The organism is Pseudomonas sp. AC255, from assembly GCF_979258175.1.
The window spans coordinates 3,473,853-3,498,323 of sequence record NZ_OZ409841.1; the positions used below are offsets into that span (position 1 = coordinate 3,473,853).

23 protein-coding genes, 1 pseudogene and 1 riboswitch are annotated in these 24,471 nt (G+C 59.6%); of the genes and pseudogenes, 8 read left to right on the forward strand and 16 right to left on the reverse strand.

Features of this window, described 5'->3' with window-relative positions:
• Positions 1–57 precede the first annotated feature (57 nt).
• Positions 58–287, reverse strand: a riboswitch (cobalamin riboswitch).
• A gap of 161 nt (positions 288–448) precedes the next feature.
• Both ACZZ0K_RS15800 and ACZZ0K_RS15805 read left to right on the forward strand, forming a co-directional pair.
• On the forward strand, positions 449–1,033 hold the full coding sequence (locus tag ACZZ0K_RS15800) for a hypothetical protein (RefSeq protein WP_041479545.1): 585 nt from the start codon (positions 449–451) through the stop codon (positions 1,031–1,033).
• A 66-nt stretch (positions 1,034–1,099) separates the two neighbouring features.
• On the forward strand, positions 1,100–2,413 hold the full coding sequence (locus ACZZ0K_RS15805; RefSeq protein WP_252879674.1) for a PQQ-dependent sugar dehydrogenase: 1,314 nt from the start codon (positions 1,100–1,102) through the stop codon (positions 2,411–2,413).
• Between the two features lie 127 nt (positions 2,414–2,540).
• On the opposite strand, the pseudogene ACZZ0K_RS15810 reads toward ACZZ0K_RS15805, so the two are convergent.
• The 5 genes and pseudogenes from ACZZ0K_RS15810 to ACZZ0K_RS15830 all read right to left on the reverse strand — a co-directional run bounded on the left by ACZZ0K_RS15810 (position 2,541) and on the right by ACZZ0K_RS15830 (position 7,178).
• Positions 2,541–3,076: pseudogene (locus tag ACZZ0K_RS15810) on the reverse strand (C40 family peptidase).
• A gap of 215 nt (positions 3,077–3,291) precedes the next feature.
• The gene (locus tag ACZZ0K_RS15815) at positions 3,292–3,909 is read right to left on the reverse strand and encodes a C40 family peptidase (protein WP_016773699.1); all 618 of its coding nucleotides are present in this window, start codon (positions 3,907–3,909) and stop codon (positions 3,292–3,294) included.
• 191 nt (positions 3,910–4,100) lie between these two features.
• Positions 4,101–4,805 carry a DnaA regulatory inactivator Hda gene (gene hda / locus ACZZ0K_RS15820; protein ID WP_007919828.1) on the reverse strand — a complete coding sequence of 235 codons (705 nt, stop codon included), beginning with the start codon at positions 4,803–4,805 and terminating at the stop codon, positions 4,101–4,103.
• A gap of 206 nt (positions 4,806–5,011) precedes the next feature.
• Complete coding sequence (locus tag ACZZ0K_RS15825; RefSeq protein WP_130887144.1) at positions 5,012–6,085, reverse strand: AI-2E family transporter; 1,074 nt, start codon at positions 6,083–6,085, stop codon at positions 5,012–5,014.
• A gap of 34 nt (positions 6,086–6,119) precedes the next feature.
• Positions 6,120–7,178: a DUF2066 domain-containing protein gene (locus ACZZ0K_RS15830; protein WP_258707800.1), complete on the reverse strand. Its 1,059-nt coding sequence runs from the start codon at positions 7,176–7,178 to the stop codon at positions 6,120–6,122.
• Between the two features lie 372 nt (positions 7,179–7,550).
• Here ACZZ0K_RS15830 and purM point away from each other — a divergent pair, with 372 nt between their 5' ends.
• The 3 genes from purM to ACZZ0K_RS15845 are packed head-to-tail and all read left to right on the forward strand — an operon-like array spanning position 7,551 to position 9,981.
• Complete coding sequence (gene purM / locus ACZZ0K_RS15835) at positions 7,551–8,609, forward strand: phosphoribosylformylglycinamidine cyclo-ligase (protein WP_258707799.1); 1,059 nt, start codon at positions 7,551–7,553, stop codon at positions 8,607–8,609.
• On the forward strand, positions 8,609–9,259 hold the full coding sequence (gene purN, locus ACZZ0K_RS15840; protein ID WP_150741314.1) for a phosphoribosylglycinamide formyltransferase: 651 nt from the start codon (positions 8,609–8,611) through the stop codon (positions 9,257–9,259). The genes purM and purN overlap by 1 nt, the downstream gene beginning before the upstream one ends.
• 8 nt (positions 9,260–9,267) lie before the next feature.
• The gene (locus tag ACZZ0K_RS15845; protein ID WP_056783915.1) at positions 9,268–9,981 is read left to right on the forward strand and encodes a DUF3108 domain-containing protein; all 714 of its coding nucleotides are present in this window, start codon (positions 9,268–9,270) and stop codon (positions 9,979–9,981) included.
• A gap of 240 nt (positions 9,982–10,221) precedes the next feature.
• On the opposite strand, the gene ACZZ0K_RS15850 is transcribed toward ACZZ0K_RS15845, so the two are convergent.
• Both ACZZ0K_RS15850 and ACZZ0K_RS15855 read right to left on the reverse strand, forming a co-directional pair.
• Positions 10,222–11,847 (reverse strand): methyl-accepting chemotaxis protein, encoded by a 1,626-nt coding sequence (locus ACZZ0K_RS15850; protein WP_258707798.1) that lies wholly within the window; start codon positions 11,845–11,847, stop codon positions 10,222–10,224.
• A gap of 138 nt (positions 11,848–11,985) precedes the next feature.
• Entirely contained in the window at positions 11,986–13,032 is a 1,047-nt protein-coding gene (locus ACZZ0K_RS15855) for an amidohydrolase family protein (RefSeq protein ID WP_217850685.1), read from the reverse strand.
• Between the two features lie 129 nt (positions 13,033–13,161).
• Between ACZZ0K_RS15855 and ACZZ0K_RS15860 the strand changes: the two genes are divergently transcribed.
• Together ACZZ0K_RS15860 and ACZZ0K_RS15865 are read left to right on the forward strand one after the other, a co-directional pair.
• On the forward strand, positions 13,162–13,578 hold the full coding sequence (locus ACZZ0K_RS15860; RefSeq protein ID WP_256811534.1) for an OsmC family protein: 417 nt from the start codon (positions 13,162–13,164) through the stop codon (positions 13,576–13,578).
• A 61-nt stretch (positions 13,579–13,639) separates the two neighbouring features.
• Positions 13,640–14,506 carry a pirin family protein gene (locus tag ACZZ0K_RS15865; RefSeq protein WP_258707795.1) on the forward strand — a complete coding sequence of 289 codons (867 nt, stop codon included), beginning with the start codon at positions 13,640–13,642 and terminating at the stop codon, positions 14,504–14,506.
• 457 nt (positions 14,507–14,963) lie between these two features.
• Here the strand turns inward: ACZZ0K_RS15865 and ACZZ0K_RS15870 are convergent, their stop codons facing one another.
• The 4 genes from ACZZ0K_RS15870 to ACZZ0K_RS15885 form a co-directional block, all read right to left on the reverse strand.
• Positions 14,964–15,692, reverse strand: a complete 729-nt coding sequence (locus tag ACZZ0K_RS15870; protein ID WP_122704671.1) for a dienelactone hydrolase family protein — start codon at positions 15,690–15,692, stop codon at positions 14,964–14,966.
• A 69-nt stretch (positions 15,693–15,761) separates the two neighbouring features.
• Complete coding sequence (gene htpG / locus ACZZ0K_RS15875; RefSeq protein ID WP_150741309.1) at positions 15,762–17,666, reverse strand: molecular chaperone HtpG; 1,905 nt, start codon at positions 17,664–17,666, stop codon at positions 15,762–15,764.
• An 82-nt stretch (positions 17,667–17,748) separates the two neighbouring features.
• On the reverse strand, positions 17,749–18,201 hold the full coding sequence (locus ACZZ0K_RS15880) for a PaaI family thioesterase (protein ID WP_150741308.1): 453 nt from the start codon (positions 18,199–18,201) through the stop codon (positions 17,749–17,751).
• Complete coding sequence (locus tag ACZZ0K_RS15885) at positions 18,198–18,674, reverse strand: PaaI family thioesterase (protein ID WP_122505956.1); 477 nt, start codon at positions 18,672–18,674, stop codon at positions 18,198–18,200. Before ACZZ0K_RS15885 ends, ACZZ0K_RS15880 begins: the two co-directional genes overlap by 4 nt.
• Positions 18,675–18,832: 158 nt before the next feature.
• On the opposite strand from ACZZ0K_RS15885, the gene ACZZ0K_RS15890 reads away from it, so the two are divergent.
• Positions 18,833–19,069 carry a hypothetical protein gene (locus ACZZ0K_RS15890; protein ID WP_007959016.1) on the forward strand — a complete coding sequence of 79 codons (237 nt, stop codon included), beginning with the start codon at positions 18,833–18,835 and terminating at the stop codon, positions 19,067–19,069.
• Between the two features lie 62 nt (positions 19,070–19,131).
• Here ACZZ0K_RS15890 and ACZZ0K_RS15895 read toward each other — a convergent pair whose 3' ends face one another.
• The 5 genes from ACZZ0K_RS15895 to sucC form a co-directional block, all read right to left on the reverse strand.
• Positions 19,132–19,533, reverse strand: coding sequence for an MAPEG family protein (locus ACZZ0K_RS15895; protein WP_056783897.1), 402 nt, complete (start codon positions 19,531–19,533; stop codon positions 19,132–19,134).
• Positions 19,533–20,270 carry a DUF599 domain-containing protein gene (locus ACZZ0K_RS15900; protein WP_016773682.1) on the reverse strand — a complete coding sequence of 246 codons (738 nt, stop codon included), beginning with the start codon at positions 20,268–20,270 and terminating at the stop codon, positions 19,533–19,535. The genes ACZZ0K_RS15895 and ACZZ0K_RS15900 overlap by 1 nt, the downstream gene beginning before the upstream one ends.
• Before the next feature lie 266 nt (positions 20,271–20,536).
• On the reverse strand, positions 20,537–21,850 hold the full coding sequence (gene brnQ, locus ACZZ0K_RS15905; RefSeq protein ID WP_463559199.1) for a branched-chain amino acid transport system II carrier protein: 1,314 nt from the start codon (positions 21,848–21,850) through the stop codon (positions 20,537–20,539).
• A gap of 482 nt (positions 21,851–22,332) precedes the next feature.
• The gene (sucD, locus tag ACZZ0K_RS15910) at positions 22,333–23,217 is read right to left on the reverse strand and encodes a succinate--CoA ligase subunit alpha (protein WP_016773680.1); all 885 of its coding nucleotides are present in this window, start codon (positions 23,215–23,217) and stop codon (positions 22,333–22,335) included.
• Complete coding sequence (gene sucC / locus ACZZ0K_RS15915; protein WP_016773679.1) at positions 23,217–24,383, reverse strand: ADP-forming succinate--CoA ligase subunit beta; 1,167 nt, start codon at positions 24,381–24,383, stop codon at positions 23,217–23,219. The genes sucD and sucC overlap by 1 nt, the downstream gene beginning before the upstream one ends.
• Positions 24,384–24,471: the final 88 nt, after the last annotated feature.

Below are 24,471 nucleotides of genomic sequence, written 5' to 3' on the forward strand. Positions count from 1 at the left end.
TAACGGCGGGCAGGCACAAGAATAGACGGCAAAAAGCCTGGCATCGCCCACCGTGATGCCGCTGAGATGGATCAGGCCGGTCTCCGGGCTCATGAGCGGCGTTTCGCCGGACTGCGCGCCTTCCCGCTTCTTTCGAGGCAGTGGCTCAAGGCGCAGTTTTCACTCATTTACCGTTGCGGGGGCAGCGCCGGGATCGTCGTGACTTCGCTCGAAGACCACCCTCACCGGCTTCCCTGTTTCACTCTGTCGACGCGGGGCCACAGAGCACCTGAAACAAGCGGCGAAGGTTAGAGGGTTGGGGGTGGAGCGTCAATTGAAGAGGCGCTTTGCGCGCGAATAACTGCCGCTGATCCATTGTGCAGCGGCAATCTTGTGCCAGACTGCGACAAGTGATATCAAAGAGCCATGCTTTTTTCGAAAGCCCACTACAACAATAAGGATGACGACGATGCAAGGCATGATCATCAGCAACCCGCGCCTGGAATTCCTGCGCCCGGTGCTGGAACGCTGGTTTGACTGTATCGATCGCTACAACACCGTACGCGGCGACAACGACACGCCATATTGGCACGACGAGAAAGCCAATCTCGGCCTGCTCGCGGCAGCGGCGTGGATGGCTGAAATGGTCACGCTGAACGACACGGCCACGCGCAAACAGAACGAAGAAGGCGAACGCAATGCTCGCGCCGACCTGCTGATTGCCGGCGCCGAAGACCGCGCGTTCATTCAGGCCACGCAACGCTGGCCACGGGTCAACAACCTCAACCTGACCCAGGCACTGCTCGACGTCACCGCTGATGCCAAGCGCATCAGCTACGCCAGCGATCTCAAGCTCGGCTGCCTCTTTGTTGCTCCGCAAAAAGCCCAGCACAGCGCCAGCCCTGAAGAACTGCAGGACATGGTCGACGACCTGCAAAAGGAACACACCTGCGCCGTGGCCTGGTATTTCCCCTACGCCTATCGCAAATTGCACAGCGACGCGGGCAACTATCATCCCGGCATCGCCGTGCTGTTCAAGGAAGCCCGCGGTTGAGCAGTTGAACCATCGGGCCTGCGCCCTCCTCTATGTTTAGGAATGCATTCATAGGGAAGATCAGCAATGCGCAAGGCCCAACTCGCTCTTATCATCGCCGTCGCTGGCGGGCTCGCCGCCTGCGGTGAAACCTCCAGCCTGCAAGTCTCCGACGGCACCGGCCCGTCACCGAAACTGCCCGAACCGAACAAGACGCTGATCCCGACAGTCAACATCGCCCCGGCGGTGGGCTGGCCGGACGGCGCGAAACCGACCGCAGCGGCCGGCACCCAGGTCGCCGCGTTTGCCGAAGGCCTTGATCACCCGCGCTGGCTCTACGTGCTGCCCAACGGCGATGTGCTGGTGGCGGAGACCAATGCGCCGCCCAAGCCCGATGACAGCAAAGGCATTCGTGGCTGGGTGATGAAGAAAGTCATGGGCAAGGCCGGCGCCGGCGTGCCCAGCCCGAACCGCATCACCCTGCTGCGTGATGCCGACCACGACGGCGTCGCAGAAACCCGCACGGTGTTCCTGCAGAACCTCAATTCGCCGTTTGGAATGACGCTGGTCGGCAACGATTTGTACGTTGCCGACACCGACCGCCTGCTGCGCTTCAACTACGAGCCGGGCGCCACCGAGATCAAGACCCAACCGATCAAAGTCGTCGACTTGCCCGGCGGCACGCTGAATCACCACTGGACCAAAAACGTCATCGCCAGCAAGGACGGCAACAAGCTCTACGTCACCGTCGGCTCGAATAGTAACGTCGGCGAAAACGGCCTGGATCAGGAAGAAGGCCGCGCGGCGATCTGGGAAGTGGATCGTGCGACCGGCAATCACCGGATCTTCGCCTCGGGTATCCGCAACCCCAACGGCCTGGCTTGGGAACCCACCAGCGGCGCCTTGTGGACAGCGGTCAACGAGCGTGACGAAATCGGCAGCGATCTGGTGCCGGACTACATCACCTCGGTCAAGGACGGCGGCTTCTATGGCTGGCCGTTCAGCTACTACGGGCAACACGTCGATGTGCGGGTCAAACCGCAGAATCCGGATCTGGTGGCCAAGGCCATCGCTCCGGATTACGCGGTCGGTCCGCACACCGCTTCGCTGGGCCTGACTTTCGCAGAGGGCAACCGCTTGCCGGCGCAATTCAAGGAAGGCGCATTCATTGGCCAGCACGGCTCGTGGAACCGCAAACCGCACAGTGGCTACAAGGTGATTTTCGTGCCGTTCAGTGGTGGCAAACCGACCGGGCAGCCGGTGGACGTGCTGACCGGCTTCCTCGACAAGGACGAGAACGCGCTGGGCCGCCCGGTAGGCGTGGTGATCGATCAGCAAGGTAGCTTGCTGGTGGCGGATGATGTCGGGAACAAAATTTGGCGCGTTTCGGCCAGCAATTAAGCTAAGCGCGAAGCAAAAAATGTGGGAGCGAGCCTGCTCACGAAAGCGGTTTATCAGTCAGATCATTGTCGACTGACACTCCGCCTTCGCGAGCAGGCTCGCTCCCACATTTAGTTATGCATACGCACTAGGGGTTATGCGCCAGCTGCCCCGGCTGCAACACCCGCTTGGCGCTCAGATACGCCTTCTGCCAATACGCTTTCGACAGACTGTCGAGCTTGACCGTGCCGCCAGTGGCCGGTGCATGCACGAAGCGACCCTCGCCGACGTAAATCCCCGCATGACTGACCTGCGAGCCGCCATTGGTGGCGAAGAAAATCAGGTCGCCGGTTTGCAAGCCTTCCTTGCCGACATTCGGCGCCTGCATGACGATCATTTCGCGGGTCGAGCGTGGCAGCGAAATGCCCGCCGCGTCGCGGTATACGAAACCGATCAGACCACTGCAATCGAAACCGGAATCCGGGGTGTTGCCGCCCCAGCGATACGGCGTACCGACCAGGCCGAGGGCACGGAACAACACGTCTTCAGCAACGGGGAAAAAGCCTGGGAGGGAGCGAACACGATCGGCGCGCGAACCACGGGGGCTGGCGGCGGTGTGCGGCTGGCGCAGGCGCTGAGCAGCGCGGCGCAAAGGATCAAGGTGAGGCGGGCCGACATCGTCATAAGCAGAACATCCTGATCTGGCTGCGGCTTTCTCTGCCGAATGGACAGAAACAAAACCGCCTACGTCATCACGCAGGCGGTTTGCCATCAATATAGATTCAGGATTCTAGCGGCTACGCGGCAAACTTCAAGTAAGACTTTAACTTCACCTTGTAAAGTTTAGGTCTACTCCGTTGCCGTGCCGTTTTGTCGCCGCGAACGCAGCGACATGCAGGTTACTTGCGAGCGGTGACCACGGTCGGCGCCATGGCGAGTGCACGCTTGGCTTCGATGAAGGTCTTGCTCCAGTAGCTGTCACCCAGGCTGTCGATGCGAACACCGCCGCTGCGACGACTGCTGGAGTGAATGAACTGGTTGTCACCCAGGTAGATGCCGGCGTGACTGACACGACCGCGACGACCATTGGTGGCGAAGAACAGCAGATCACCCGGCTCAAGGTTGCTGCGCGAAACCAGCGGCGCATCAACGTTGATCATTTCGCGAGTGGAGCGCGGCAGGTTCATGCCCGCCTCTTCACGGAACAGGTAACCGATGAAACCGCTGCAATCGAAACCGGCTTCAGAAGTTCCGCCGAAACGGTAACGAGTACCGATCAGGGACATACCGCGTTCGAGGATGCTGTCAGCCAGAACAGGAAGCTGATAAGGCTTGCTGCCGTTGAACTGGTTGAGTTCTTTTTCGGTGTCCAGCTCTTCCTGGTAAATAACGGAAGACTGGGCAGTAGCAGAATTCTTGACCTGTTGCGGCGGCTCTTGAACCGGAGAATGAGCAGCACAACCGAATAACAGGGTAACGAGTGCGAGAGGCACGAGGGGTGCGAAGCGCTTTAGCATGGGCACGACCGTGGCTGATAGTTGTAAAGAAGCCGAGACTATGCCCGCTATCGTCCTCATTTGCAAATTCAATCGAACTTTATGTGACTTCCCGGTTTCGCGTTTACATCTAAGCGCGTAACTCGTCTGGCCGGTGAATCGGCGTAGGGACGTGGGTTTTCTGGCGCCTGAAAGCTGGCAAAAGCCCACTACTACCAGCCAAGAGTTTCCTTAAGGAAGGGAATGGTCAGCTTGCGTTGCGCTTGCAGGGACGCCTGATCAAGCTGCTCGAGAAGATCGAACAGCGCGCTCATGCTGCGCGTGCCGCGAGTGAGAATGAAGTGCCCGACTTCATCGGTCAGGTGCAGACCGCGACGGGATGCGCGCAATTGCAGCGCACGCAATTTGTCTTCATCGGAGAGTGGGCGCATCTGGAAGATCAGCGCCAGGGTCAGGCGCGATTTCAGGTCGGCCAGCTTCACTGGCAATTCGCGCGGCGAAGTGGACGCGGCGATCAGCAGGCGCCGGCCGCTGTCACGCAGACGATTGAACAGATGAAACATCGCCTCTTCCCAGTCGGCCTTGCCGGCAATCACCTGCAAGTCATCCAGGCAGACCAGTTCGTACTGCTCAAGGTTGTCGAGGATTTCCACGCCGCGATCCATCAACTCGGCCAGCGGCAGATATACCGCCGGTTCGCCCATCTGCTCGAAGCGCAGGCACGCGGCCTGCAACAGATGCGTGCGCCCGACGCCGTGTTTGCCCCACAGGTAGATCAGGCTCTCCGTCCACCCGGCGTCGGCTTCGCAGAGACGCTCGACATAGCCGAGTGCAGCGGCATTGGCGCCTGGGTAGTAGTTGATGAAGGTGGCGTCGTCACGCAGACGCACACCTAGGGGCAGCTGAATCGGTTTCATGCTGACTGAACAGTTCTCAAAGGAACCGTTAGTGGCCTCTGTGTAAAGTTGGCGAAGTTTATACCCGTGAGGCTGAGCGCACAATGCGACAGACCCCAAGCAAAATCAAAGGTTTGCGTTGACGCAGCGGTTTGATGACAGATTCTCTGGCGCCCTCGCTCGAACGAAACGCGGCAGCCCGGCCAAGCGCCGGGCCGCCCGCGCCATCACAGCTCAGGTTCGTCAACGCCGCTGTAGATCCCGGAGTCCTTATACAAGTCGTGGACATGACGCACCAGCACCATGATCACCGCCGCCACTGGCAACGCCAGCAGCACGCCGGTAAAACCGAACAGCTCGCCACCCGCGAGGATCGCGAAGATCACCGCCACCGGGTGCAGGCCGATCCGATCCCCGACCAGCAGCGGCGTCAGCACCATGCCTTCCAGCGCCTGACCGACCATGAACACTGCGACGATCCCGACCATCGGGTACAGATCGCCACCGAACTGGAACAACCCGGCGATCAATGCCGCGCCGATGCCGATGACAAAACCCATGTACGGCACAATCGCCGCGAGCCCGGCAATCAAGCCGATCAACAGCCCCAGCTCCAGACCGACGATCATCAGGCCAGCCGCGTAAATCACCCCCAACGCAACCATCACCAGCAACTGCCCGCGCACAAACGCGCCGAGCACTTCGTGGCACTCACCCGCCAGCGAAACCACGCGCTCTTCGCGATCACGGGGCAACAGGCTGCGGATCTTGCCCATCATCACGTCCCAGTCGCGCAACAGATAGAAGCTCACCACCGGAATCAGCACCAGATTCGCCAACCAGCCGATCAGCGCCAGGCTCGACGCCGTCGCCTGACTCAGCACCACGCCGACGATGTCGGTGGTCTGGCCCATGTGCTCGCTGATCGCAGCTTTGACTTTATCGAACTTCCAGAAGCCGTCCGACAGCCCCAGTTTCGCTTGCGCCCACGGCACAGCGGTGTGCTGCAACCAGTCGAGCATCTGCGGCGCCAGCTCGTACAAACGCAGCAACTGCTTGGCGAGCATCGGTACCAGCACCAGCAGCAACGCCGTGACGATCAAGGTGAACAAGGCAAACACGGCAATCACGCCCCAAGTTCGCGACAGCCCGAGCCGTTCCAGACGATCCACCAGCGGATCGAACAGATAAGCCAGCAACAACGCGACCAGAAACGGCGTGAGGATCGGATGCAGCAACCATACAAACGCGCAAAGCAGGACTACCCCACCGAGCCAGAACCAACGCCGCGTATCGGCCATTTACCACTCCTGATGCTTCTATATAAGGAAAGACTTACCAGCGAAACCGCAACGACGGTGCCGCCGCTGCCGGGGCTGGCGCTGCAACCGCAGGCGTACCATCCGCCGCTGGCTGGGCAGACGCCACCGGGGCCGGCGCTTCGGCCGGCAGCTCCTGCAACTTCGCCAGCGACAATTGCGCGCGCAACTGATCGGCGCTGCCATTGACCCGATAGACGATCCGATCGCCCTGCACGCTTTGCAGACGCACGCCGAAGGGTTCGAGTAACCGCAGCAGCGCCGCATAATGCTCCAGATTCATGCCCTGCACTTCCAGGGTCTGCTGACCCGATGCGCCGGGTTTGGCGACAAATCGCGGCGCCAGACGCTCGGCCACCGCCAGCATCACCGCATCGGCGACAGCTGCCTGATCGGCGCCCTGCACGCTGCCGGCCTCTTTCTGATCACCGAGCCACAAGCGCCATTTTGCCTGCCACTGTCCGCCCTCTTCGCGGGCATGCACCGCCAGCAAGGCGTCGGCGTTGTAGCGCTCCGAAGCACTGCGCAAGGGCGCGGGGTCAGCGCTTTCCAGCGCGGGTGCGGTGGCAACCAATTGCTCGCTGAGATCAGCCAGCGGCAAGCGCAGTGGCAAACCGCGATGTTGTGCGGCCGTGCGCAATGCTGAGGCTGCGGTTTGACCGTCACCGACCAGGCTCGCACCTTCAGTTGAATCGTTCAGCCACCAGCCGAGGATCGACGGTCGACTGGCGCCCCACACCGGCAACCCGGCCCGGCGCAAGGCCTGCTCGGTGGTTGCCGGATCGAAATCGACTTTCAGCACTTCCGGTGGCCCGGCATCGAAACCGAACTGGCTGATGATCTGCTGCGGATCCTTGCGGATCGGCGCCAGCCCCGGGCTCTGCGCGGCTTTCGGGTCGCCGGTCAGGCGCAGCACCAAGGTATCGAGCGCCGCCTGCGTGGCGCGATCGCGCTCTTCCGGCGCCTGGCCGTTGACCGGCTGACGCACCTGATACAGACCTTTGAGGTTTTCGGCATGGCTCGCCAGGCTGACCAGCGTCAGGCAGCCTACAAATAACAATTTACAAAAACGCATGGAAAATTCCCGTCGACAGGAGCGGCTGGAACACGCCGCGTGAACCGTTTGAGCAAGGCTGTGACCCCCACCCCTGGCAAAACATTCACACGGTGGCGGTAAGTTTTTGCACAGTCCTAACGATAGACGGTTAATCGCCACACCTTATACAGGCAGTCATACCCTGCGATTGCAAAAAATTTCCGCCGATATGGCCCTGCCCGTCGGTGCGAGGATGGCCGCTGCCCCTCAAGCCTGATAAAATCGCGCGCCTTCGCAGACCGGCAACAGCCGGGCCCCTCGAAACTCGCGTGAGGCGATCGCCCATCGAGTTCGATGTTCCCGCTGAACTCGGTCGTTACCCCCTGAATCCCCTCCCTAAAGGCCTGGATCATGAGCAAGCAACCCTCCCTGAGCTACAAGGACGCCGGTGTAGACATCGACGCCGGTGAAGCATTGGTCGAACGCATCAAGAGCGTCGCCAAGCGCACTGCGCGCCCGGAAGTCATGGGCGGCCTGGGCGGTTTCGGCGCCCTCTGCGAAATCCCGGCCGGCTACAAGCAGCCAGTGCTGGTCTCCGGCACCGACGGCGTCGGCACCAAGCTGCGTCTGGCGCTGAACCTGAACAAGCACGACAGCATTGGCATCGACCTGGTCGCCATGTGCGTCAACGATCTGGTGGTGTGCGGCGCCGAGCCGCTGTTCTTCCTCGACTACTACGCCACCGGCAAACTGAACGTCGACACCGCTGCCCAGGTTGTCACCGGCATCGGCGCTGGCTGCGAACTGTCGGGTTGCTCGCTGGTCGGCGGCGAAACCGCTGAAATGCCAGGCATGTACGAAGGCGAAGACTACGACCTGGCCGGCTTCTGCGTCGGCGTCGTGGAAAAAGCGGAAATCATCGACGGCTCGAAAGTCGCCACCGGTGACGCCCTGATCGCCCTGCCATCGTCCGGCCCGCACTCCAACGGCTACTCGCTGATCCGCAAGATCATCGAAGTCTCCGGTGCCGACATCGAGAACACCCAGCTCGACGGCAAACCGCTGACCGACCTGCTGATGGCCCCGACCCGCATCTACGTCAAGCCACTGCTCAAGCTGATCAAGGACACTGGCGCTGTGAAGGCCATGGCCCACATCACTGGTGGCGGCCTGCTCGACAACATCCCGCGCGTACTGCCAAAAGGCGCGCAAGCAGTGGTTAACGTGGCCAGCTGGACTCGCCCGGCCGTATTCGACTGGCTGCAGGAGAAAGGCAACGTTGATGAAACCGAAATGCACCGCGTGCTCAACTGCGGCGTCGGCATGGTCATCTGCGTGGCTCAGGAGCACGTCGAAGTGGCTTTGAACACCCTGCGTGACGCCGGCGAGCAGCCTTGGGTCATCGGTCAGATCGCCGTGGCCGCCGAAGGCGCTGCGCAGGTCGAACTGAAGAACCTCAAGGCTCACTGATGCCAAAGCCCTGTGATGTCGTGGTGCTGTTGTCCGGCACCGGCAGTAACTTGCAGGCTCTGATCGACAGCACGCGGACCGGCGACAGCCCGGTCCGCATCGCTGCGGTGATTTCCAACCGCGCCGACGCCTACGGCCTGCAACGCGCCCGCGACGCGGGTATCGCCACCCGCTCGCTGGATCACAAGGCATTCGAGGGCCGCGAGGCCTTCGATGCCGCGCTGATCGAACTGATCGACCAATTCAACCCCGAACTCGTGGTGCTGGCCGGCTTCATGCGCATTCTCAGCGCTGATTTCGTGCGTCACTACCAGGGTCGCCTGCTCAACATCCATCCGTCGCTGCTGCCCAAATACAAAGGGTTACACACTCATCAGCGCGCGCTGGAGGCCGGCGATACGGAACATGGCTGCTCCGTGCACTTCGTCACCGAGGAACTCGATGGCGGACCACTGGTCGTACAAGCAGTATTACCGGTAGAGTTGCACGACACGCCGCAGAGTCTGGCGCAACGAGTCCACGCCCAGGAACACCTGATCTATCCGATGGCAGTACGCTGGTTTGCCGAAGGCAGGCTGACACTCGGTGACCAGGGTGCTTTACTCGACGGTCAGCCACTCGCCGCCAGCGGCCACTTGATTCGACACTAGGAGATATTATGCGTCGCGCCCTGCTCTTCGCTTGCGCTCTGCTCGCCCTGCCCTTCGCGCAGGCAGCGGACCTTCAACCGTTCTCCGCCAGCTACACCGCCGACTGGAAGCAGCTGCCCATGAGCGGCACCGCCGAACGCAGCCTGACCAAGGAAGCCGACGGCGTCTGGAAGCTCAGCTTCAAGGCCTCGATGATGATCGCCAGCCTGACTGAAGAAAGCACCCTGAAGCTGGACAAGGACACCCTGCTGCCACAGTCCTACCACTTTGAACGCGGTGGTCTGGGCAAAGCGAAGAAAGCTGATCTGGACTTCGACTGGGCCAATAAACTGGTGACCGGCACCGACCGTGGCGACGCGGTGAAGATCCCGCTGAACCGCGGCATGGTCGACAAGTCGACCTATCAACTGGCGCTGCAGCACGACGTTGCCGCCGGCAAGAAAAGCATGAGCTATCAGGTGGTCGATGATGGCGAAGTCGATACCTACGACTTCCGCGTGCTGGGTTCGGAAAAGGTCGACACCAAGGCCGGCCAGATCGATGCGATCAAGGTCGAGCGCGTGCGCGATCCGACACAAAGCAAACGCATCACCGTGCTGTGGTTCGCCAAGGATTGGGATTACCTGTTGGTGCGCCTGCAACAGGTCGAGACTGACGGCAAGGAGTACAACATCATGCTCCAGGACGGTACTGTCAACGGCAAGACTGTCAAAGGCAGCTGATCCGTCGCAAGAACAGAGAGCCCCGCGAATGCGGGGCTTTTGTTTATCTGTTCGATGATACTGCGCGGCGGCCCTACCCCTCACCCCAGCCCTCTCCCGAGGGAGAGGGAGCCGACCGAGGTGTCTGCCGCTAACCATCGACCTGAGAAACCGAGTCGAATATGGATTCCAAAGCATCGCACGATTAGTCCCCTCTCCCTCCGGGAGAGGGTTAGGGTGAGGGGCTTTTGAAGGTCAAACTCACACCGAAAACCGCGCCACCATCCCGTTCAGATCCACCGCCAACTTCGACAACTCCTGACTCGCCGCACTGGTCTGATTGGCCCCCGCCGATGTCTGCATCGCCAGATCACGAATATTCATCAGGTTGCGATCAACCTCCCGCGCCACCGCTGCCTGCTGTTCCGAGGCGCTGGCGATGACCAGATTGCGCTCGTTGATCAAGGTAAACGCCGAGGCGATTTCCTCCAGGGCCGAGCCTGCGCTCTTGGCCAATTCCAAAGTCGAGCGCGCCCGAGAATTGCTTTGCTGCATCGAACTGACCGCCGAGTCGGTGCCCTGCTGAATCCCGCCGATCATCTGCTCGATTTCCTGGGTCGACTGCTGGGTGCGATGCGCCAGCGCCCGCACTTCATCCGCCACCACGGCAAAGCCACGCCCGGCATCGCCGGCGCGCGCGGCTTCGATCGCGGCGTTGAGGGCGAGCAGATTGGTTTGTTCGGCAATCGAGCGAATCACGTCCAGCACTTTGCTGATGCCATGAACCTTTTGCGCCAGCGCCTCGACTTGCGCGGCATTGTTGGTGACATCGCCGGCGAGAAACTCGATCGACGTCACCGTCTGCTGCACTTGCTCGCGTCCTTGCCGGGCGATGCGGTCGGACTCGCGGGAGGCTTCGGACGTGGCCACGGCGTTGTTCGCCACCTCTTCCACCGCTGCTGTCATCTGGTTGACCGCAGTGGCGGCCTGTTCGATTTCCTGACTCTGCTGATGCAAGCCGCGAGTGGCATCTTCGGTGACGCTGCTGAGTTCTTCGGCGGCCGAGGCCAACTGCGTCGACGACTCGGAGATGCGCCGGATCGTGTCGCGCAGATTGTGCTGCATGCTTTTCAACGCTTGCAGCAGACGCGCCGGCTCGTCTTTGCCAGTGATGTGAATGTCGCCGGTCAAATCCCCACCGGCCACCACTTCGGCCACGCTGAGCGATTGCGACAATGGCACGACGATGCTGCGCGTCAGCAGCAACGCCAGGCCGACAGTAATCAGCGCAGCCATGGCGATCATTACTGCGACCCATAGCCGCGATTGCTTGAACACCAGCCGCGCGGCCTCAGTGGCCAGACCGGCATTCTGTTTATTCAACTCGACCAGCTCACGCAAAGTGGCGGCGATTTCATCGGCCAGCGGGCTCATCTGATCATTGAGAATCGTCGCAGCCTCAGCGACCCGATTCTGCGCCGACAGCTGTAGGACTTGTGCCTGAAGCTCAAGGTATTTGTGCTCGGTGCCCTTGAAGCGTTCGAACAATACGCGCTCTTCAGGCAGCACGATCAGACCGTCATAACGCTGCTGCGCTTCGCTCAAGCCACTGCGCAGCTCGTCGAGCTTGGCGACATTCTGCTCCAGTGCCTTGGGGTCACGGTTGAGCAACAGGCGCATGGTCAAGGCACGCAGGCGCAGCATGTCCTGACTCATTTCACCGACCGCCATCACGCTTGGCAGCCAGTTGTTGTCGACTTCATCGGACTGCGCACGCATGTTCGACATTTGCATCAAGGCGAACGCGCCGAGGGCAAACACCATCAGGGCCAGCAGGCCGAAACCGAGACCGGCGCGCGGGGCAATATTGAGACTACGGATATTCATCACTCTGGCTCCTTCCAAAAGCGCTGCATCAGCCTGCAGCGGGGTGCTTTAGAAGGTATCGGCATTGCCGTGAAATTGCGTAAGACGAAAAAGCGATAGGCAAACGAGCGGCTAGTCCGAACTCATGGCTTTGACGTTTCAGCGCGGAGCAGCGGGTTTTTCTGTGTTGCGCGGCAGTATTGCCAGGAAGTTATCGCGCGCGACTTTGCGCGCCACCCCTTCCGGCAGCGCATCGAGAAACGGCTTGTAGCTGTGCATTTCCTGACCAAGCTTGTTGAACCGTCCTACCACGTCAGAGCCGAGCATGAAGCGCTCGGGATACTTTTCCACCAGCGCCAGCCATTCGGCGCGCGGCTTGCCCTGCTCGTCCAGCAGATACGGCGTGAGCATGCTCCACGACAGGTCGATAAACAGATTCGGATAAGCCTCAAGCATGCGCGTCAGGGTTGGCAGGAGAAACGGCAACTGGGTCTGATGCCGATGGATCTCGGCGCTGGTGCCGGCATGCGCCCAGATGAATCGCGTGTGCGGATGGTTGCGCAGCGGCTCTTCGACTTCCTTCAGGTACAGCGGATTTTTCTCACGCTTGGAAGTGATGTTGGAATGCAGCATCACCGGCAGATCGTTTTCCGCAGCGAGGTGATAGATCTTGGTCATTGCCTCGTTGTTGGCTCGGGGCGTGTCGCCGGAGGTCAGCGCCGTCAGGTCATCGTGCCGGGTGAACACCTCGCCGATGCCCTGCCACAACCCCGGATACAGGTCGAGCATGCGCTGGATGTGCGCGGCGGAATTCTTGTCATTGGGATTGAAGCCGGACAGGAACGGATGAAAGTACTGGCGCTGCTCCGGCGCGAGCTTTTCCACCGCGTCGGCAACGATCACGTCAGTGGCGCTGTACCAATAGGCATCGGCGTCATCGCCGGCGTAGTAGCGCGGACGCTTGGGTTCGTCTTCGTGCCATTTCTTCGCCACGGGAATGCCGGAAATCATGACGTGCTCGATGGAATTGTCCTTCATGGCCGTGAGCAATTTCTGCATGCCGGCGCTTTCCTGGAAAAAATCCACGTAATGCAGGTGCGCATCGCTGTAGGTGTATTCGCGGGCACTGGCGCTGCCAGCGAACAGCAGCAGACAGGCAAGACTCAGACGAGACAAGGACACAAGTAATCTCCGGCAGATGGGCATAGCCTAGACCGCGCCCGAACGACAAGGGTTCATCCCTGCCGAAAAGCGGAACGCCCACTGCTGCGAATGCTCTATAACTGCAAGGTCTGTTTTGATCGAACGATTTTTCCTGCCGCCTGTGAGGTTTCCATGACTGTTACCGTCAATACCGTCTCTGCCGAAGGTTTTCGTCACACCGTCCAGATCGACGACCACGAATTGTTTGCCGATGTACCGAAAGCCGCCGGGGGTGAAGGCACCGCGCCAGAGCCACACGACTATTTCGACGCCGCCCTTGGCGCCTGTAAAGCGCTGACCCTGAAGATGTACGCGAAGAAAAAAGACATCCCGCTGACCGGCGTGGGAGTCGAAGTGAAGCGCGACAACAGCCAAGAGCAGAAAGGCAAATACGCCCTGCATGTCACCCTCACCCTCAAAGGTGTACTGACCGACGCTCAGCGCGAGGAACTGCTGCGTGTGGCCGATCGCTGCCCGATTCACAAATTGATGACCACCACTGAAGTCAGCATCGAAACCCACGCACCACAAGGCTTCGACAGCCAATAATCCTCCTGATGCCAGCGGCGGGTTATGCTTCTGGCATCACCCGCTCAGCCTGGAATGCACCATGGACACGCCACTCCTGATCATCCGCCCGCGCGCCGAAGACGTCGAAGGCCAGCCGATTCTGCGCCCGCTGCCGTCAGCCAAATGCCGCAACGTCGGGCCTTTCGTGTTTTTCGACCACATGCTCGAGACGATTTATCCGACGGGTAAAGGCATGGATATCCGACAGCATCCGCACATTGGCCTGTCGACACTTACCTATCTGTTCGAAGGGCAATTGCAGCACAAAGACAGTCTGGGCTCCGATCAGGTGGTCGGCGCCGGCGATGTCAGCTGGATGACCGCTGGCAGCGCCATCGCCCACGTCGAGCGCACGCCTGCGCCGCTGCTTGCCGAGACCTTCACTCTGCACGGCCTGCAAGTCTGGCTGGCCTCGCCCAAGGCACACGAAGAAGGCCCGGGGCATTACAGTCATCACCCGGCAGCGACGTTGCCGGCCAGCGATAACCTCGGCGTGCAGATTCGCATGATTGCCGGGTCAGGCTTTTGCCTGGAATCGCCGGTGCCGGTGCTTTCTCCTACGTTGTATGCGGAAGTGAAGATGCAGACCGCGACCACATTGCTGATTCCGGCCGAGCATGAAGAACGCGCGGTGTATGTGTTGAGCGGCGATGCGCAGTTGAATCGCGAGGCGATCGAGCCGCATGCGCTGGTGGTGTTGCCGGTTGGCGAAGAGATGAGCCTGTTTGCCGAAAGCGATGTGCACGCGGTGGTGTTCGGCGGCGCGGCGCTGGACGGGCCGAGACGGATCAACTGGAATTTTGTTTCAAGCGATCCGGCGGCCATCGATGAGGCGCGGCGCAAGTGGGCGGCCGGGGATTGGCCGACGGTGCCGGGGGAAGTCGAGCGGATCGAACTACCGCGCTAGGCCGCTTACCCTCACCCCAGCCCTCTCCCAGAGGGAGAGGGAGCCGACCGAGGCGTCTTGCGTTATACATCGACCTGAAAAGTCTCGGCGATTATGGATTCGCCTATTCACGTTCAGGTCGACGCCACTCCCGAGCAACCCCCAATCAGTCCCCTCTCCCAGAGGGATAGGGAGCCGACCGAGGCGCCTTGCGTTATACATCGACCTGAAAAATCCCGGCGATTATGGATTCGCCTATTCAAGTTCAGGTCGACGTCACTCCCGAGCAACCCTCAATCAGTCGCCTATCCCAGAGGGATAGGGAGCCGACCGAGGCGTCTTGCGTTATACATCGACCTGAAAAGTCTCGGCGATTATGGATTCGCCTGTTCACGTTCAGGTCGACGCCACTCCCGAGCAACCCCCAATCAGTCCCCTCTCCCTCCGGGAGAGGGCTAGGGTGAGGGGCTTTTCGCTTTTAACCGTTGAACACTTCATCCAGCAAATCATGCATCGACTTGAACGCGCGCTTGGCGGTCTTTTCGTCGTACATCATCTTGCCCGGCACATTGGCGTGCGGATCGGTAAAGGAGTGCACCGCGCCGCCGTAGCTGAGCAGTTGCCAGTCGACCTTCGCCGCGTTCATCTCATCTTCGAATGCCGGCAGTTGCTCTTTCGGCACCAATGGATCGGACGCGCCATGCAGCACCAGCACCGAGCCCTTGATGTTCTGCGCATCCGCCGGGTTCGGCGAATCCAGCGTGCCGTGGAACGACACCGCCGCTTTTACCGGCGCGCCGGTGCGAGCCAGGTCCAGCGCACAGCAACCACCGAAGCAGAAACCGAACACCGCCAGTTTCGAAGTATCCACCGTGGCTTCGCCCTGGCTCTGCAATTGCTCGAAAGCCACTTGCAGACGTTTGCGCAACAGCGCGCGGTCGTCCTTGAGCGGCATCATCGCTGCCAGCGCCTCATCAGCGTTCTGCGGACGTACGCTCTGGCCATAGACATCCGCGATCAGCACCACGTAACCCTTGGCCGCTACCGCTTTGGCGATGTCTTCGGCACCGGCGCTGACGCCCATCCAGTTCGGCGCCATCAGCAAACCCGGGCGCGCAGCCTTGTGCTCGGCGTCGAACGCCAGGCGACCTTCATAGGCCTGGCCGTCAATCTGATAGACCACGGAACGTACAGTGACTTGGCTCATTTCTGACTCCTGATTGAGTAAACACCAGAACGAAAAAACCCGCCGAAGCGGGTTTTTCCTACAACGTGATCAAACCGACAGTTCAACCAGCAGCTTGTTCAGACGGCGCACATAAGCGGCCGGATCCTTCAAGCTGTCACCCGCCGCCAGGGCGGCCTGATCGAAGAGGATGTGCGACAGATCGCCAAAACGCTCTTCGCTCTGCTCGCCATCGAGTTTCTCGATCAGCGGGTGGCTCGGGTTGAACTCGAAGATCGGCTTCGAATCCGGGACTTTCTGCCCGCTGGCTTCGAGAATCTGGCGCATTTGCAGACCCAGGTCCTGTTCGCCGATAGCCAGAATGGCCGGCGAGTCGGTCAGACGGTGGGAAACGCGGACTTCAGCCACGGAATCACCCAGCGCAGTTTTCAGGCGCTCGACCAGACCCTCTTTGGACTTGGCGACTTCTTCAGCGGCTTTCTTGTCCTCTTCCGAGTCCAGGTTGCCCAGATCGAGGTCACCGCGCGCCACGTCGACAAACGTCTTGCCGTCGAATTCGCTGAGGTAGCTCATCAGCCACTCGTCGATGCGATCGGTGAGCAGCAGCACTTCGATGCCTTTCTTGCGGAAGACTTCGAGGTGCGGGCTGTTCTTCACCTGCGCGTAGGTTTCGCCGGTGAGGTAGTAGATCTTGTCCTGACCTTCCTTGGCGCGGGCCAGGTAGTCAGCCAGACCGACAATCTGCTCGCCGTCGTCGCCCTGGGTCGATGCGAAACGCAGCAGACCGGCAATTTTCTCTTTGTTGGCGAAGTCTTCTGCCGGGCCTTCTTTCATGACCTGACCGAAGTTTTTCCAGAAGCCCTTGTATTGCTCAGGCTCGTTCTTCGCCAGTTTTTCCAGCATGTCGAGCACACGCTTGGTCAGCGCGGTTTTCATCGAATCGATGATCGGGTCTTTCTGCAGGATTTCCCGCGACACGTTCAGCGACAGGTCGTTGGAATCGACTACGCCTTTGATGAAGCGCAGGTACAGCGGCAGGAACGACTCGGCCTGATCCATTACAAACACACGCTGCACGTACAGCTTCAGGCCCTTCGGCGCCTCACGCTGGTACAGGTCGAACGGCGCGCGGGCCGGCACATACAGCAGCGAGCTGTACTCGAGCTTGCCTTCAACCTTGTTGTGGCTCCACGACAGCGGATTCTCGAAGTCGTGAGCGATGTGTTTGTAGAACTCCTGATATTCCTCGTCTTTGACTTCAGTGCGCGGACGGGTCCACAGGGCGCTGGCGCGGTTGACGGTTTCCCATTCAACGGCCGGAGCCTCTTCGCCTTCGGCCGGAGTGACTTCCTTCGGCAGTTCGATCGGCAAAGCGATGTGGTCGGAGTACTTCTTGATGATGTTGCGCAGACGCCAGCCATCAGCGAATTCGTCTTCACCGGATTTCAGGTGCAGGACGATGCGGGTACCGCGCTCTGGCTTGTCGATGGTGGCGACTTCGAACTCGCCCTCGCCTTTCGACGACCAGTGCACGCCTTCGCTGGCGGCAGTGCCGGCGCGACGGCTGTATACATCAACCTTGTCGGCGACGATGAAGGCCGAATAGAAGCCGACACCGAACTGGCCGATGAGGTGCGAATCTTTCTTCTGATCGCCGGACAGGTTTTTCATGAAATCGGCGGTGCCGGATTTGGCGATGGTCCCCAGGTGGGTGATCACATCGTCACGGTTCATGCCGATACCGTTGTCTTCGAGAGTGACGGTCTTGGCGTCCTTGTCGAAGCTCACACGGATTTTCAGGTCAGCACCACCTTCGAGCAACTCAGGCTTGGCCAGGGCTTCGAAGCGCAGCTTGTCGACAGCGTCAGAGGCGTTCGAGATCAATTCGCGAAGGAAAATTTCCTTATTCGAATACAGCGAATGGATCATGAGGTGCAGCAGCTGCTTTACCTCGGTCTGGAAGCCCAGGGTTTCCTTTTGAGTTTCCACACTCATGGTCATCAAACTCCAATCAGATGGCAGTGGCCGCGACCCGAAATGGTCTGCGGCGGGTTGTCATCTGAGTTGGGGGCGCTGTTCAGGATTTCAAGGGCTCATCAATCTTGAAGTGCGCGCGGGCGGTGGCGATCGGTTCGCCCTCGGTACTCTGCCACGCAGTGACCGCAACGTTGGCCACGCGACGCCCCTGACGGCAGACCTGACACCTGGCCCACGTGTCGCGAAACTGCCCGGCGCGCAGGTAATCGAGGGAAAAATCGATGATCTTCGGCACGCCCGGCGTGCCGGTAAAAATCAGCAGATGCAGGGCCGCGGCCAGCTCCATGAAGCCGGCAATCACCCCGCCATGGATCGCCGGCAATAAAGGGTTACCAATGTTGTCCTTGTTCGCCGGCAGCTTGAACAGCAACTCATCGCCGACTCGCGAGCACTCGATACCGATCAGCCCGGCATAAGGAATCAGTGCCAGCAGCGGCGTGTAATCGCCCTGCGCGTGGGCCTGTTGCAGCTGCTCCCTGAGATCGTCGCTCATTGGCTCGCCCCCTTGATCGCGCCCGCGAAACCCTTGCTGCCCTTCAGACCGATGCCCATGCGCATGAATGTGCCGACGACGTGGGCAATCGGTTGCTCGGGATCGTCCTGGTATGCAAAACCACGGGCAAAGATCACGTCGGTGGTGACGCGGTAGCACTGGGCAAATCCGTACACCGCTTTGTTCGGTTTGGCGGCGTGCATGTAGTCGATGCGCAGATCGAGGGTCGGACAGACTTCGAACTCCGGCAGCACGCACAGGGTCGACATGCCGCAGGCGGTGTCCATCAGCGAAGTGATGGCGCCGCCATGGATGACTCCGGTTTCGGGATTGCCGACGATTTTTTCGCTGTACGGCAGGATCACCGTCAGCCCTTCGCTGGAGGCACTGTGCACCTGCAGACCGAGGACCTGACAGTGCCGCAATGCCGATAAAAAGCGCGTCGCGCGCTCAAAAACGGGGTTTTCGGCCATGTGATAATTGCTCGCGTTTGGGCCTTGTGCCAGTATTGAGAAAAGCGGCAAAAGTTCCGTGATAAAACAAACTTATATATCTGAAACAATTGAGGAACTTAACCCGTAGCGCCGAGTTCTTAAGGCCAGTAGTTATTTTCCATAAGGAGATACACCCCATGCGTAAGACTTTAGCTATTGCCTTGATGTTGACCGCTTCCCTCGGTCTCGCTGCCTGCGATAAAAAATCCGAGGACAAAGCTCAAGATGCAAACCAACATGCTGAGCAAGCTCAGCAAGACATGAACAAAGCTCAGGATAAAGTGAACGACGCAGCAAAAGAAAACGCCGAAGCTGCCAAAGCTCAGGCTGAATCGAACGCCGCTGCTCAAGAAGAAGCCGCCAAAAAGCAATAAGCTTTGTGGTGTGAAAAGAAAACCCGCCAAGTGCGGGTTTTCTTTTGCCTGCGATTTACCGGTTAGAGCAACACGGTTCTAAAAGTCGGACTAATCATCAGCAACAACGAACAGATGAAGCCAACTAGCCACATCAGGCTGCGCAACTTCGCCAGGTCGGCCAGATAGAACCACAGATAGAAAATCCGCGAGATCACGAAGATGATCGCCAGCGCATCGATCAGCCAACCCGCGGTTTGCGTGGTATGCGCCATCAGCACGCCGACGGCGAAGAGGATGAAGGCTTCGATGCTGTTCTGATGGGCCGCCAGCGCCCTCGCACCGAAGCCAGTCAACTGCGCCTGCTGCTGCCGCGGCAAGTGATTGTCATACCCGCCCTGCTCTTTCATGGCCTTGGCCACCGGCATACGCGCCACATAGATCAATAAAGCACTGATAAACACACACCAGAACGGAATACTCATCAAACAGCCTCTTTGTTCGCCTCAGGGACGGGCGCCTCTGTAGGGGTATAGACCATGACATCGAGAACGTCGGAATGAAACTCGCGGCGATACAAAACCACCACGACTCCCGCGCTCATGATCATGAACAGCCACGGGCTGACGAACCACGCCAGCATGCTCATGCCGAAGTAATAAGAACGCAGGCCGAAGTTGAACTGGTTGGCCGCCATCGAAATCACCCGCGCCGCCCGCGAAGCGAAGGCCTTGCGTTCCTGCTCGGTCACTTGGCGCTCACCGATCATCGGCGCCGACCCGACCAGAATCGCCGCGAAGTTGTATTGGCGCATGCACCAACTGAAAGTAAAGAACGCATAGACGAACACCAGTGCCAGACACAGCAACTTGATCTCCGACATGCCCTGCGACGCCTGCTGCACCATCGGAATATCCGCCAACAACGACACGGCTCGGTCGGACGCACCGAGCACGGTGAGGATACCGGCGAGGATGATCAGCGTGCTGGAGGCGAAGAACGAGGCGTTGCGCTCCAGATTGCCGATCACGCTGGCATCGGCAATACGGTTGTCACGCAGCAACATGCGGCGCATCCAATCTTCGCGGTACAGGTGCAACACACTGGCTAGACACGCCGTATCACGGGCCTTCCAGGTGGCATAACGGGTGTAACCGCCCCAGCAGACGACAAACCAGACGGCGGCGAGCAAGTGGATCAGATTGGCTTGGATGAACGACATGCAATTCCTTGTGAAATGTGATCACGGTATGAATGACCTGTGGGAGCGAGCCTGCTCGCGAAAGCGGCTTACCACGCAACATTCATGGCGGCTGACACAACGCATTCGCGAGCAGGCTCGCTCCCACGTAACGATTTCGGCAACCCTTCGACGTTAGTTCAGCGAAAAAGACACTGCCTCACGCGCATAAAAAATGCCCCGTATCGATTGATACGGGGCATTTCTGTTTGACCGTGCCTGACCCGCTTGTGGCGGGTCACATCACGTCAGGCAGGGACTTCGCTGCGCTTGCCCAGCAGGCGATCACAGACCACGGCGACCACCAGGGTCATCACGCATGGCACCAGCCATGCCAGCCCTTGCTCGCTCAGCGGCAGATGGGTCAGCTGAGTTGGCATCCAGTCGGCCAGACCAGCGCCTTTCAGGGCGTCGATGGTGCCGAAAACGAAGGAAACCAGCATCACCGGGCCAAGAATGCGCCCGTGCTCATGCCAGAAATCCTTGCAGAAGCTCAGTGCGACCAGAACGATGCACGGCGGGTAGATCGCGGTGAGTACCGGAATCGAGAACGCAATGAGCTTGGTCAGACCGAGGTTGGAGACCAGCAGGGAAAACGCTGCGAGGATAATCACCAGAGTCTTGTAGGACAACGGCAGCACACGGCTGAAGTATTCAGCGCAGGCACAGGTCAGGCCGACCGCCGTGACCAGACACGCCAGCGAGATCAGCACCGCAAGGAAACCGCTACCCAGCGAACCGAAGGTGTGTTGCACGTAGGCATGCAACACCGCCGCGCCGTTGGTGGCGCCGACCGCGACTTCATGGCTGCCGGAACCGAGGCGGAACAGGCTGACGTAGACCAGTGCCAGCCCCACGCCGGCAATCAGCCCGGCGATGATCGCATAACGGGTGATCAGCGCCGGCGACTCGACGCCACGGGAGCGGATCGCGTTGACGATAACGATGCCGAACACCAGTGCCCCAAGGGTATCCATGGTCAGATAACCATTGATGAACCCTTGCGAAAATGGCGCGGCGACGTATTCCGGTGTGCCGTGACCGATGTCACCCGCCGGCAAGGCGAACGCGGCGATGCCCAGTACTGCCAGCGCAATGATTTTCAGCGGTGCGAGGAAGCGGCCAATGGTATCCAGCAACCGCCCAGGATAGAGCGAAATGAAGAACACCAGCAGGAAGTACACCGAGCTGTAGAGGAACAACGCCAGCGGGCTTTCGCCGGTCAACGGCGCCAGACCTACCTCGAAGGATACGGTCGCGGTACGCGGGGTGGCGAACAGCGGACCCACGGCCAGGTAGCATGCCGCCGCGAGGATACCGCCAGCGATCTTGCCGATAGGGCTGCTCAACGCATCCATCGCACCGCCGACCTTGGCCAGCGCCACTACGGTGACCACCGGTAAACCGACGGCGGTGATCAGAAAGCCCAGTGCGGCCATCCAGACGTGAGGCCCGGCCTGCAAGCCGACGATCGGCGGGAAAATGATGTTACCGGCCCCGACAAACAGGGCAAACGTCATAAAACCAAGTGCCAGGATGTCCTGACCTTTCAAAACTTTCATTAAGGTAATACCACACTACTGAAATCGGAATTTAGAGGGGGATTGCCCTGTTGGATTAGGGAAATGCTGTCGATCCGTATGGGACTGACCCTTAACGCGCGTAGCTGCCTTGTGGGCGGCGGACGCAAAAATGGCGGCCAGCCTAACGAATTTGGCTGACAAACGCACTGTTAGAGGGCGAACTATCCGATACGCGACGTTTCAGTGTCGCGTTTACATATCTATTTTTCATACAGAGAACCTGTATTCATCACAACGAACCTGTGGCGAGGGGATTTATCCCCGTTGGGCTGCGCAGCAGTCCCAAAGAATCCGAGCTGGAAATGACTGACTGATCATGGTCGCTAGCATGGGGGCCGCTTCGCAGCCCAGCGGGGATAAATCCCCTCGCCACAACAGCTCTCAAAATTCTCATACGCCAGAAACGACAAAGGCCACCCGAAGGTGGCCTTTGTTGCTGGAGCTAAAAAGTCAGCCGAAGCTTACTTCTTCACTTCCCAGCCAGTCAGCTCGGCCAGGGCCTTGCCGATGTCTGCCAGCGAACGCACGGTTTTAACGCCTGCGTCTTGCAGCGCAGCGAATTTCTCGTCTGCAGTGCCTTTGCCGCCAGAGATGATTGCGCCAGCATGGCCCATGCGCTTGCCCGGAGGAGCAGTCACACCAGCGATGTAGGAAACAACCGGCTTGGTCACGTTAGCCTTGATGTAGGCAGCCGCTTCTTCTTCAGCCGAACCGCCGATCTCGCCGATCATCACGATCGCCTCGGTCTTCGGGTCTTCCTGGAACAGCTTCAGGATGTCGATGAAGTTCGAACCCGGGATCGGGTCACCGCCGATGCCGACGCAAGTCGACTGACCGAAACCGGCGTCAGTGGTCTGCTTCACAGCTTCGTAGGTCAGGGTGCCGGAACGCGAAACGATACCGACCTTGCCTGGCAAGTGAATGTGACCTGGCATGATGCCGATCTTGCATTCGCCTGGGGTGATCACGCCTGGGCAGTTAGGGCCGATCAGGACTACGCCCAGCTCGTCGCACTTAACTTTGGCGTCCAGCATGTCCAGGGTAGGAATGCCTTCGGTGATGCAGACGATCAGCTTGATGCCGCCGAATGCCGCTTCCAGGATCGAGTCCTTGCAGAACGGAGCCGGAACGTAGATCACGCTGGCGGTAGCGCCAGTGGCAGCTACTGCGTCTTTTACGGTGTTGAACACTGGCAGACCCAGGTGCTCGGTGCCGCCCTTGCCCGGAGTTACGCCACCAACCATCTTGGTGCCGTATTCGATGGCTTGCTGGGTGTGGAAACTACCTTGCGAACCGGTAATACCCTGGCAGATAACTTTGGTGTCTTTATTGATCAGGACGCTCATTATTTGCCCTCCGCAGCTTTGACAACTTGTTGAGCAGCGTCGGTCAGGCTGGTAGCAGCGATGATGTTCAAACCGCTTTCTGCCAGTACTTTAGCGCCCAGCTCAGCGTTGTTGCCTTCAAGGCGAACAACAACCGGGATTTTCACGCCGACTTCTTTCACGGCGCCGATGATGCCTTCGGCAATCATGTCGCAGCGAACGATGCCGCCGAAGATGTTGACCAGTACTGCCGCGACGTTCTGGTCGGACAGGATGATCTTGAACGCTTCAGTAACGCGTTCCTTGGTAGCGCCACCACCTACGTCGAGGAAGTTGGCTGGCTTGCCGCCATGCAGGTTGACGATGTCCATGGTGCCCATGGCCAGACCGGCACCGTTGACCATGCAGCCGATGTTGCCTTCCAGCGCTACGTAGTTCAGTTCGAACTTGGCAGCGTGCGCTTCGCGCGGATCGTCCTGCGACGGATCGTGGAAAGCCTTCAGCTTAGGCTGACGGTACATGGCGTTGGCGTCGATGTTGATCTTCGCGTCGAGGCAGTGCAGATCGCCGTCAGCCTTGATCACCAGCGGGTTCACTTCCAGCAGAGCCAGGTCGTGGTCTTTGAACAGCTTGGCCAGACCTACGAAGATCTTGGCGAACTGAGTGACCTGCTTGCCTTCCAGACCCAGCTGGAATGCCAGCTCGCGACCCTGGGATGGCTGAGCGCCAACCAGTGGATCGATAGTGGCCTTGAGAATTTTTTCTGGAGTGTCGTGAGCGATTTTCTCGATGTCCACGCCACCTTCGGTGGAAGCCATGAACACGATGCGACGGCTCGAACGGTCAACGACAGCGCCCAGGTACAGCTCTTTAGCGATATCAGTGCACGATTCAACCAGGATCTTGGTGACTGGCTGGCCATTGGCGTCAGTCTGGTAAGTCACCAGACGCTTGCCCAGCCACTGCTGTGCGAAGGCTTTGGCGTCTTCTTTGCTGCGAACCAGCTTTACGCCGCCCGCTTTACCGCGACCACCGGCGTGAACCTGGGCTTTGACGACCCACTCGTTGCCGCCGATTTTGTCGCAAGCTTCTGCTGCTGCTTCCGGGGTGTCTACTGCGTAACCAGTGGAAACTGGCAGGCCGTATTCAGCGAACAGCTGCTTACCCTGATACTCGTGAAGATTCATGCTTTTTACCGTCTTCGTTAGGTACTGCGCATTCGGCGCTGCGCTCGTTTGAGTGCCGCGCCACCTGTGACTGCTGCTTGCGTAGCTG

Coding starts and splice junctions, on each gene's coding strand:
- ACZZ0K_RS15800 (WP_041479545.1), top strand. CDS start 449: ATGCAAGGCATGATCATCAGCAACCCGCGCCTGGAATTCCTGCGCCCG.
- ACZZ0K_RS15805 (WP_252879674.1), top strand. CDS start 1,100: ATGCGCAAGGCCCAACTCGCTCTTATCATCGCCGTCGCTGGCGGGCTC.
- ACZZ0K_RS15815 (WP_016773699.1), bottom strand. CDS start 3,909: ATGCTAAAGCGCTTCGCACCCCTCGTGCCTCTCGCACTCGTTACCCTG.
- hda (WP_007919828.1), bottom strand. CDS start 4,805: ATGAAACCGATTCAGCTGCCCCTAGGTGTGCGTCTGCGTGACGACGCC.
- ACZZ0K_RS15825 (WP_130887144.1), bottom strand. CDS start 6,085: ATGGCCGATACGCGGCGTTGGTTCTGGCTCGGTGGGGTAGTCCTGCTT.
- ACZZ0K_RS15830 (WP_258707800.1), bottom strand. CDS start 7,178: ATGCGTTTTTGTAAATTGTTATTTGTAGGCTGCCTGACGCTGGTCAGC.
- purM (WP_258707799.1), top strand. CDS start 7,551: ATGAGCAAGCAACCCTCCCTGAGCTACAAGGACGCCGGTGTAGACATC.
- purN (WP_150741314.1), top strand. CDS start 8,609: ATGCCAAAGCCCTGTGATGTCGTGGTGCTGTTGTCCGGCACCGGCAGT.
- ACZZ0K_RS15845 (WP_056783915.1), top strand. CDS start 9,268: ATGCGTCGCGCCCTGCTCTTCGCTTGCGCTCTGCTCGCCCTGCCCTTC.
- ACZZ0K_RS15850 (WP_258707798.1), bottom strand. CDS start 11,847: ATGAATATCCGTAGTCTCAATATTGCCCCGCGCGCCGGTCTCGGTTTC.
- ACZZ0K_RS15855 (WP_217850685.1), bottom strand. CDS start 13,032: ATGCCCATCTGCCGGAGATTACTTGTGTCCTTGTCTCGTCTGAGTCTT.
- ACZZ0K_RS15860 (WP_256811534.1), top strand. CDS start 13,162: ATGACTGTTACCGTCAATACCGTCTCTGCCGAAGGTTTTCGTCACACC.
- ACZZ0K_RS15865 (WP_258707795.1), top strand. CDS start 13,640: ATGGACACGCCACTCCTGATCATCCGCCCGCGCGCCGAAGACGTCGAA.
- ACZZ0K_RS15870 (WP_122704671.1), bottom strand. CDS start 15,692: ATGAGCCAAGTCACTGTACGTTCCGTGGTCTATCAGATTGACGGCCAG.
- htpG (WP_150741309.1), bottom strand. CDS start 17,666: ATGAGTGTGGAAACTCAAAAGGAAACCCTGGGCTTCCAGACCGAGGTA.
- ACZZ0K_RS15880 (WP_150741308.1), bottom strand. CDS start 18,201: ATGAGCGACGATCTCAGGGAGCAGCTGCAACAGGCCCACGCGCAGGGC.
- ACZZ0K_RS15885 (WP_122505956.1), bottom strand. CDS start 18,674: ATGGCCGAAAACCCCGTTTTTGAGCGCGCGACGCGCTTTTTATCGGCA.
- ACZZ0K_RS15890 (WP_007959016.1), top strand. CDS start 18,833: ATGCGTAAGACTTTAGCTATTGCCTTGATGTTGACCGCTTCCCTCGGT.
- ACZZ0K_RS15895 (WP_056783897.1), bottom strand. CDS start 19,533: ATGAGTATTCCGTTCTGGTGTGTGTTTATCAGTGCTTTATTGATCTAT.
- ACZZ0K_RS15900 (WP_016773682.1), bottom strand. CDS start 20,270: ATGTCGTTCATCCAAGCCAATCTGATCCACTTGCTCGCCGCCGTCTGG.
- brnQ (WP_463559199.1), bottom strand. CDS start 21,850: ATGAAAGTTTTGAAAGGTCAGGACATCCTGGCACTTGGTTTTATGACG.
- sucD (WP_016773680.1), bottom strand. CDS start 23,217: ATGAGCGTCCTGATCAATAAAGACACCAAAGTTATCTGCCAGGGTATT.
- sucC (WP_016773679.1), bottom strand. CDS start 24,383: ATGAATCTTCACGAGTATCAGGGTAAGCAGCTGTTCGCTGAATACGGC.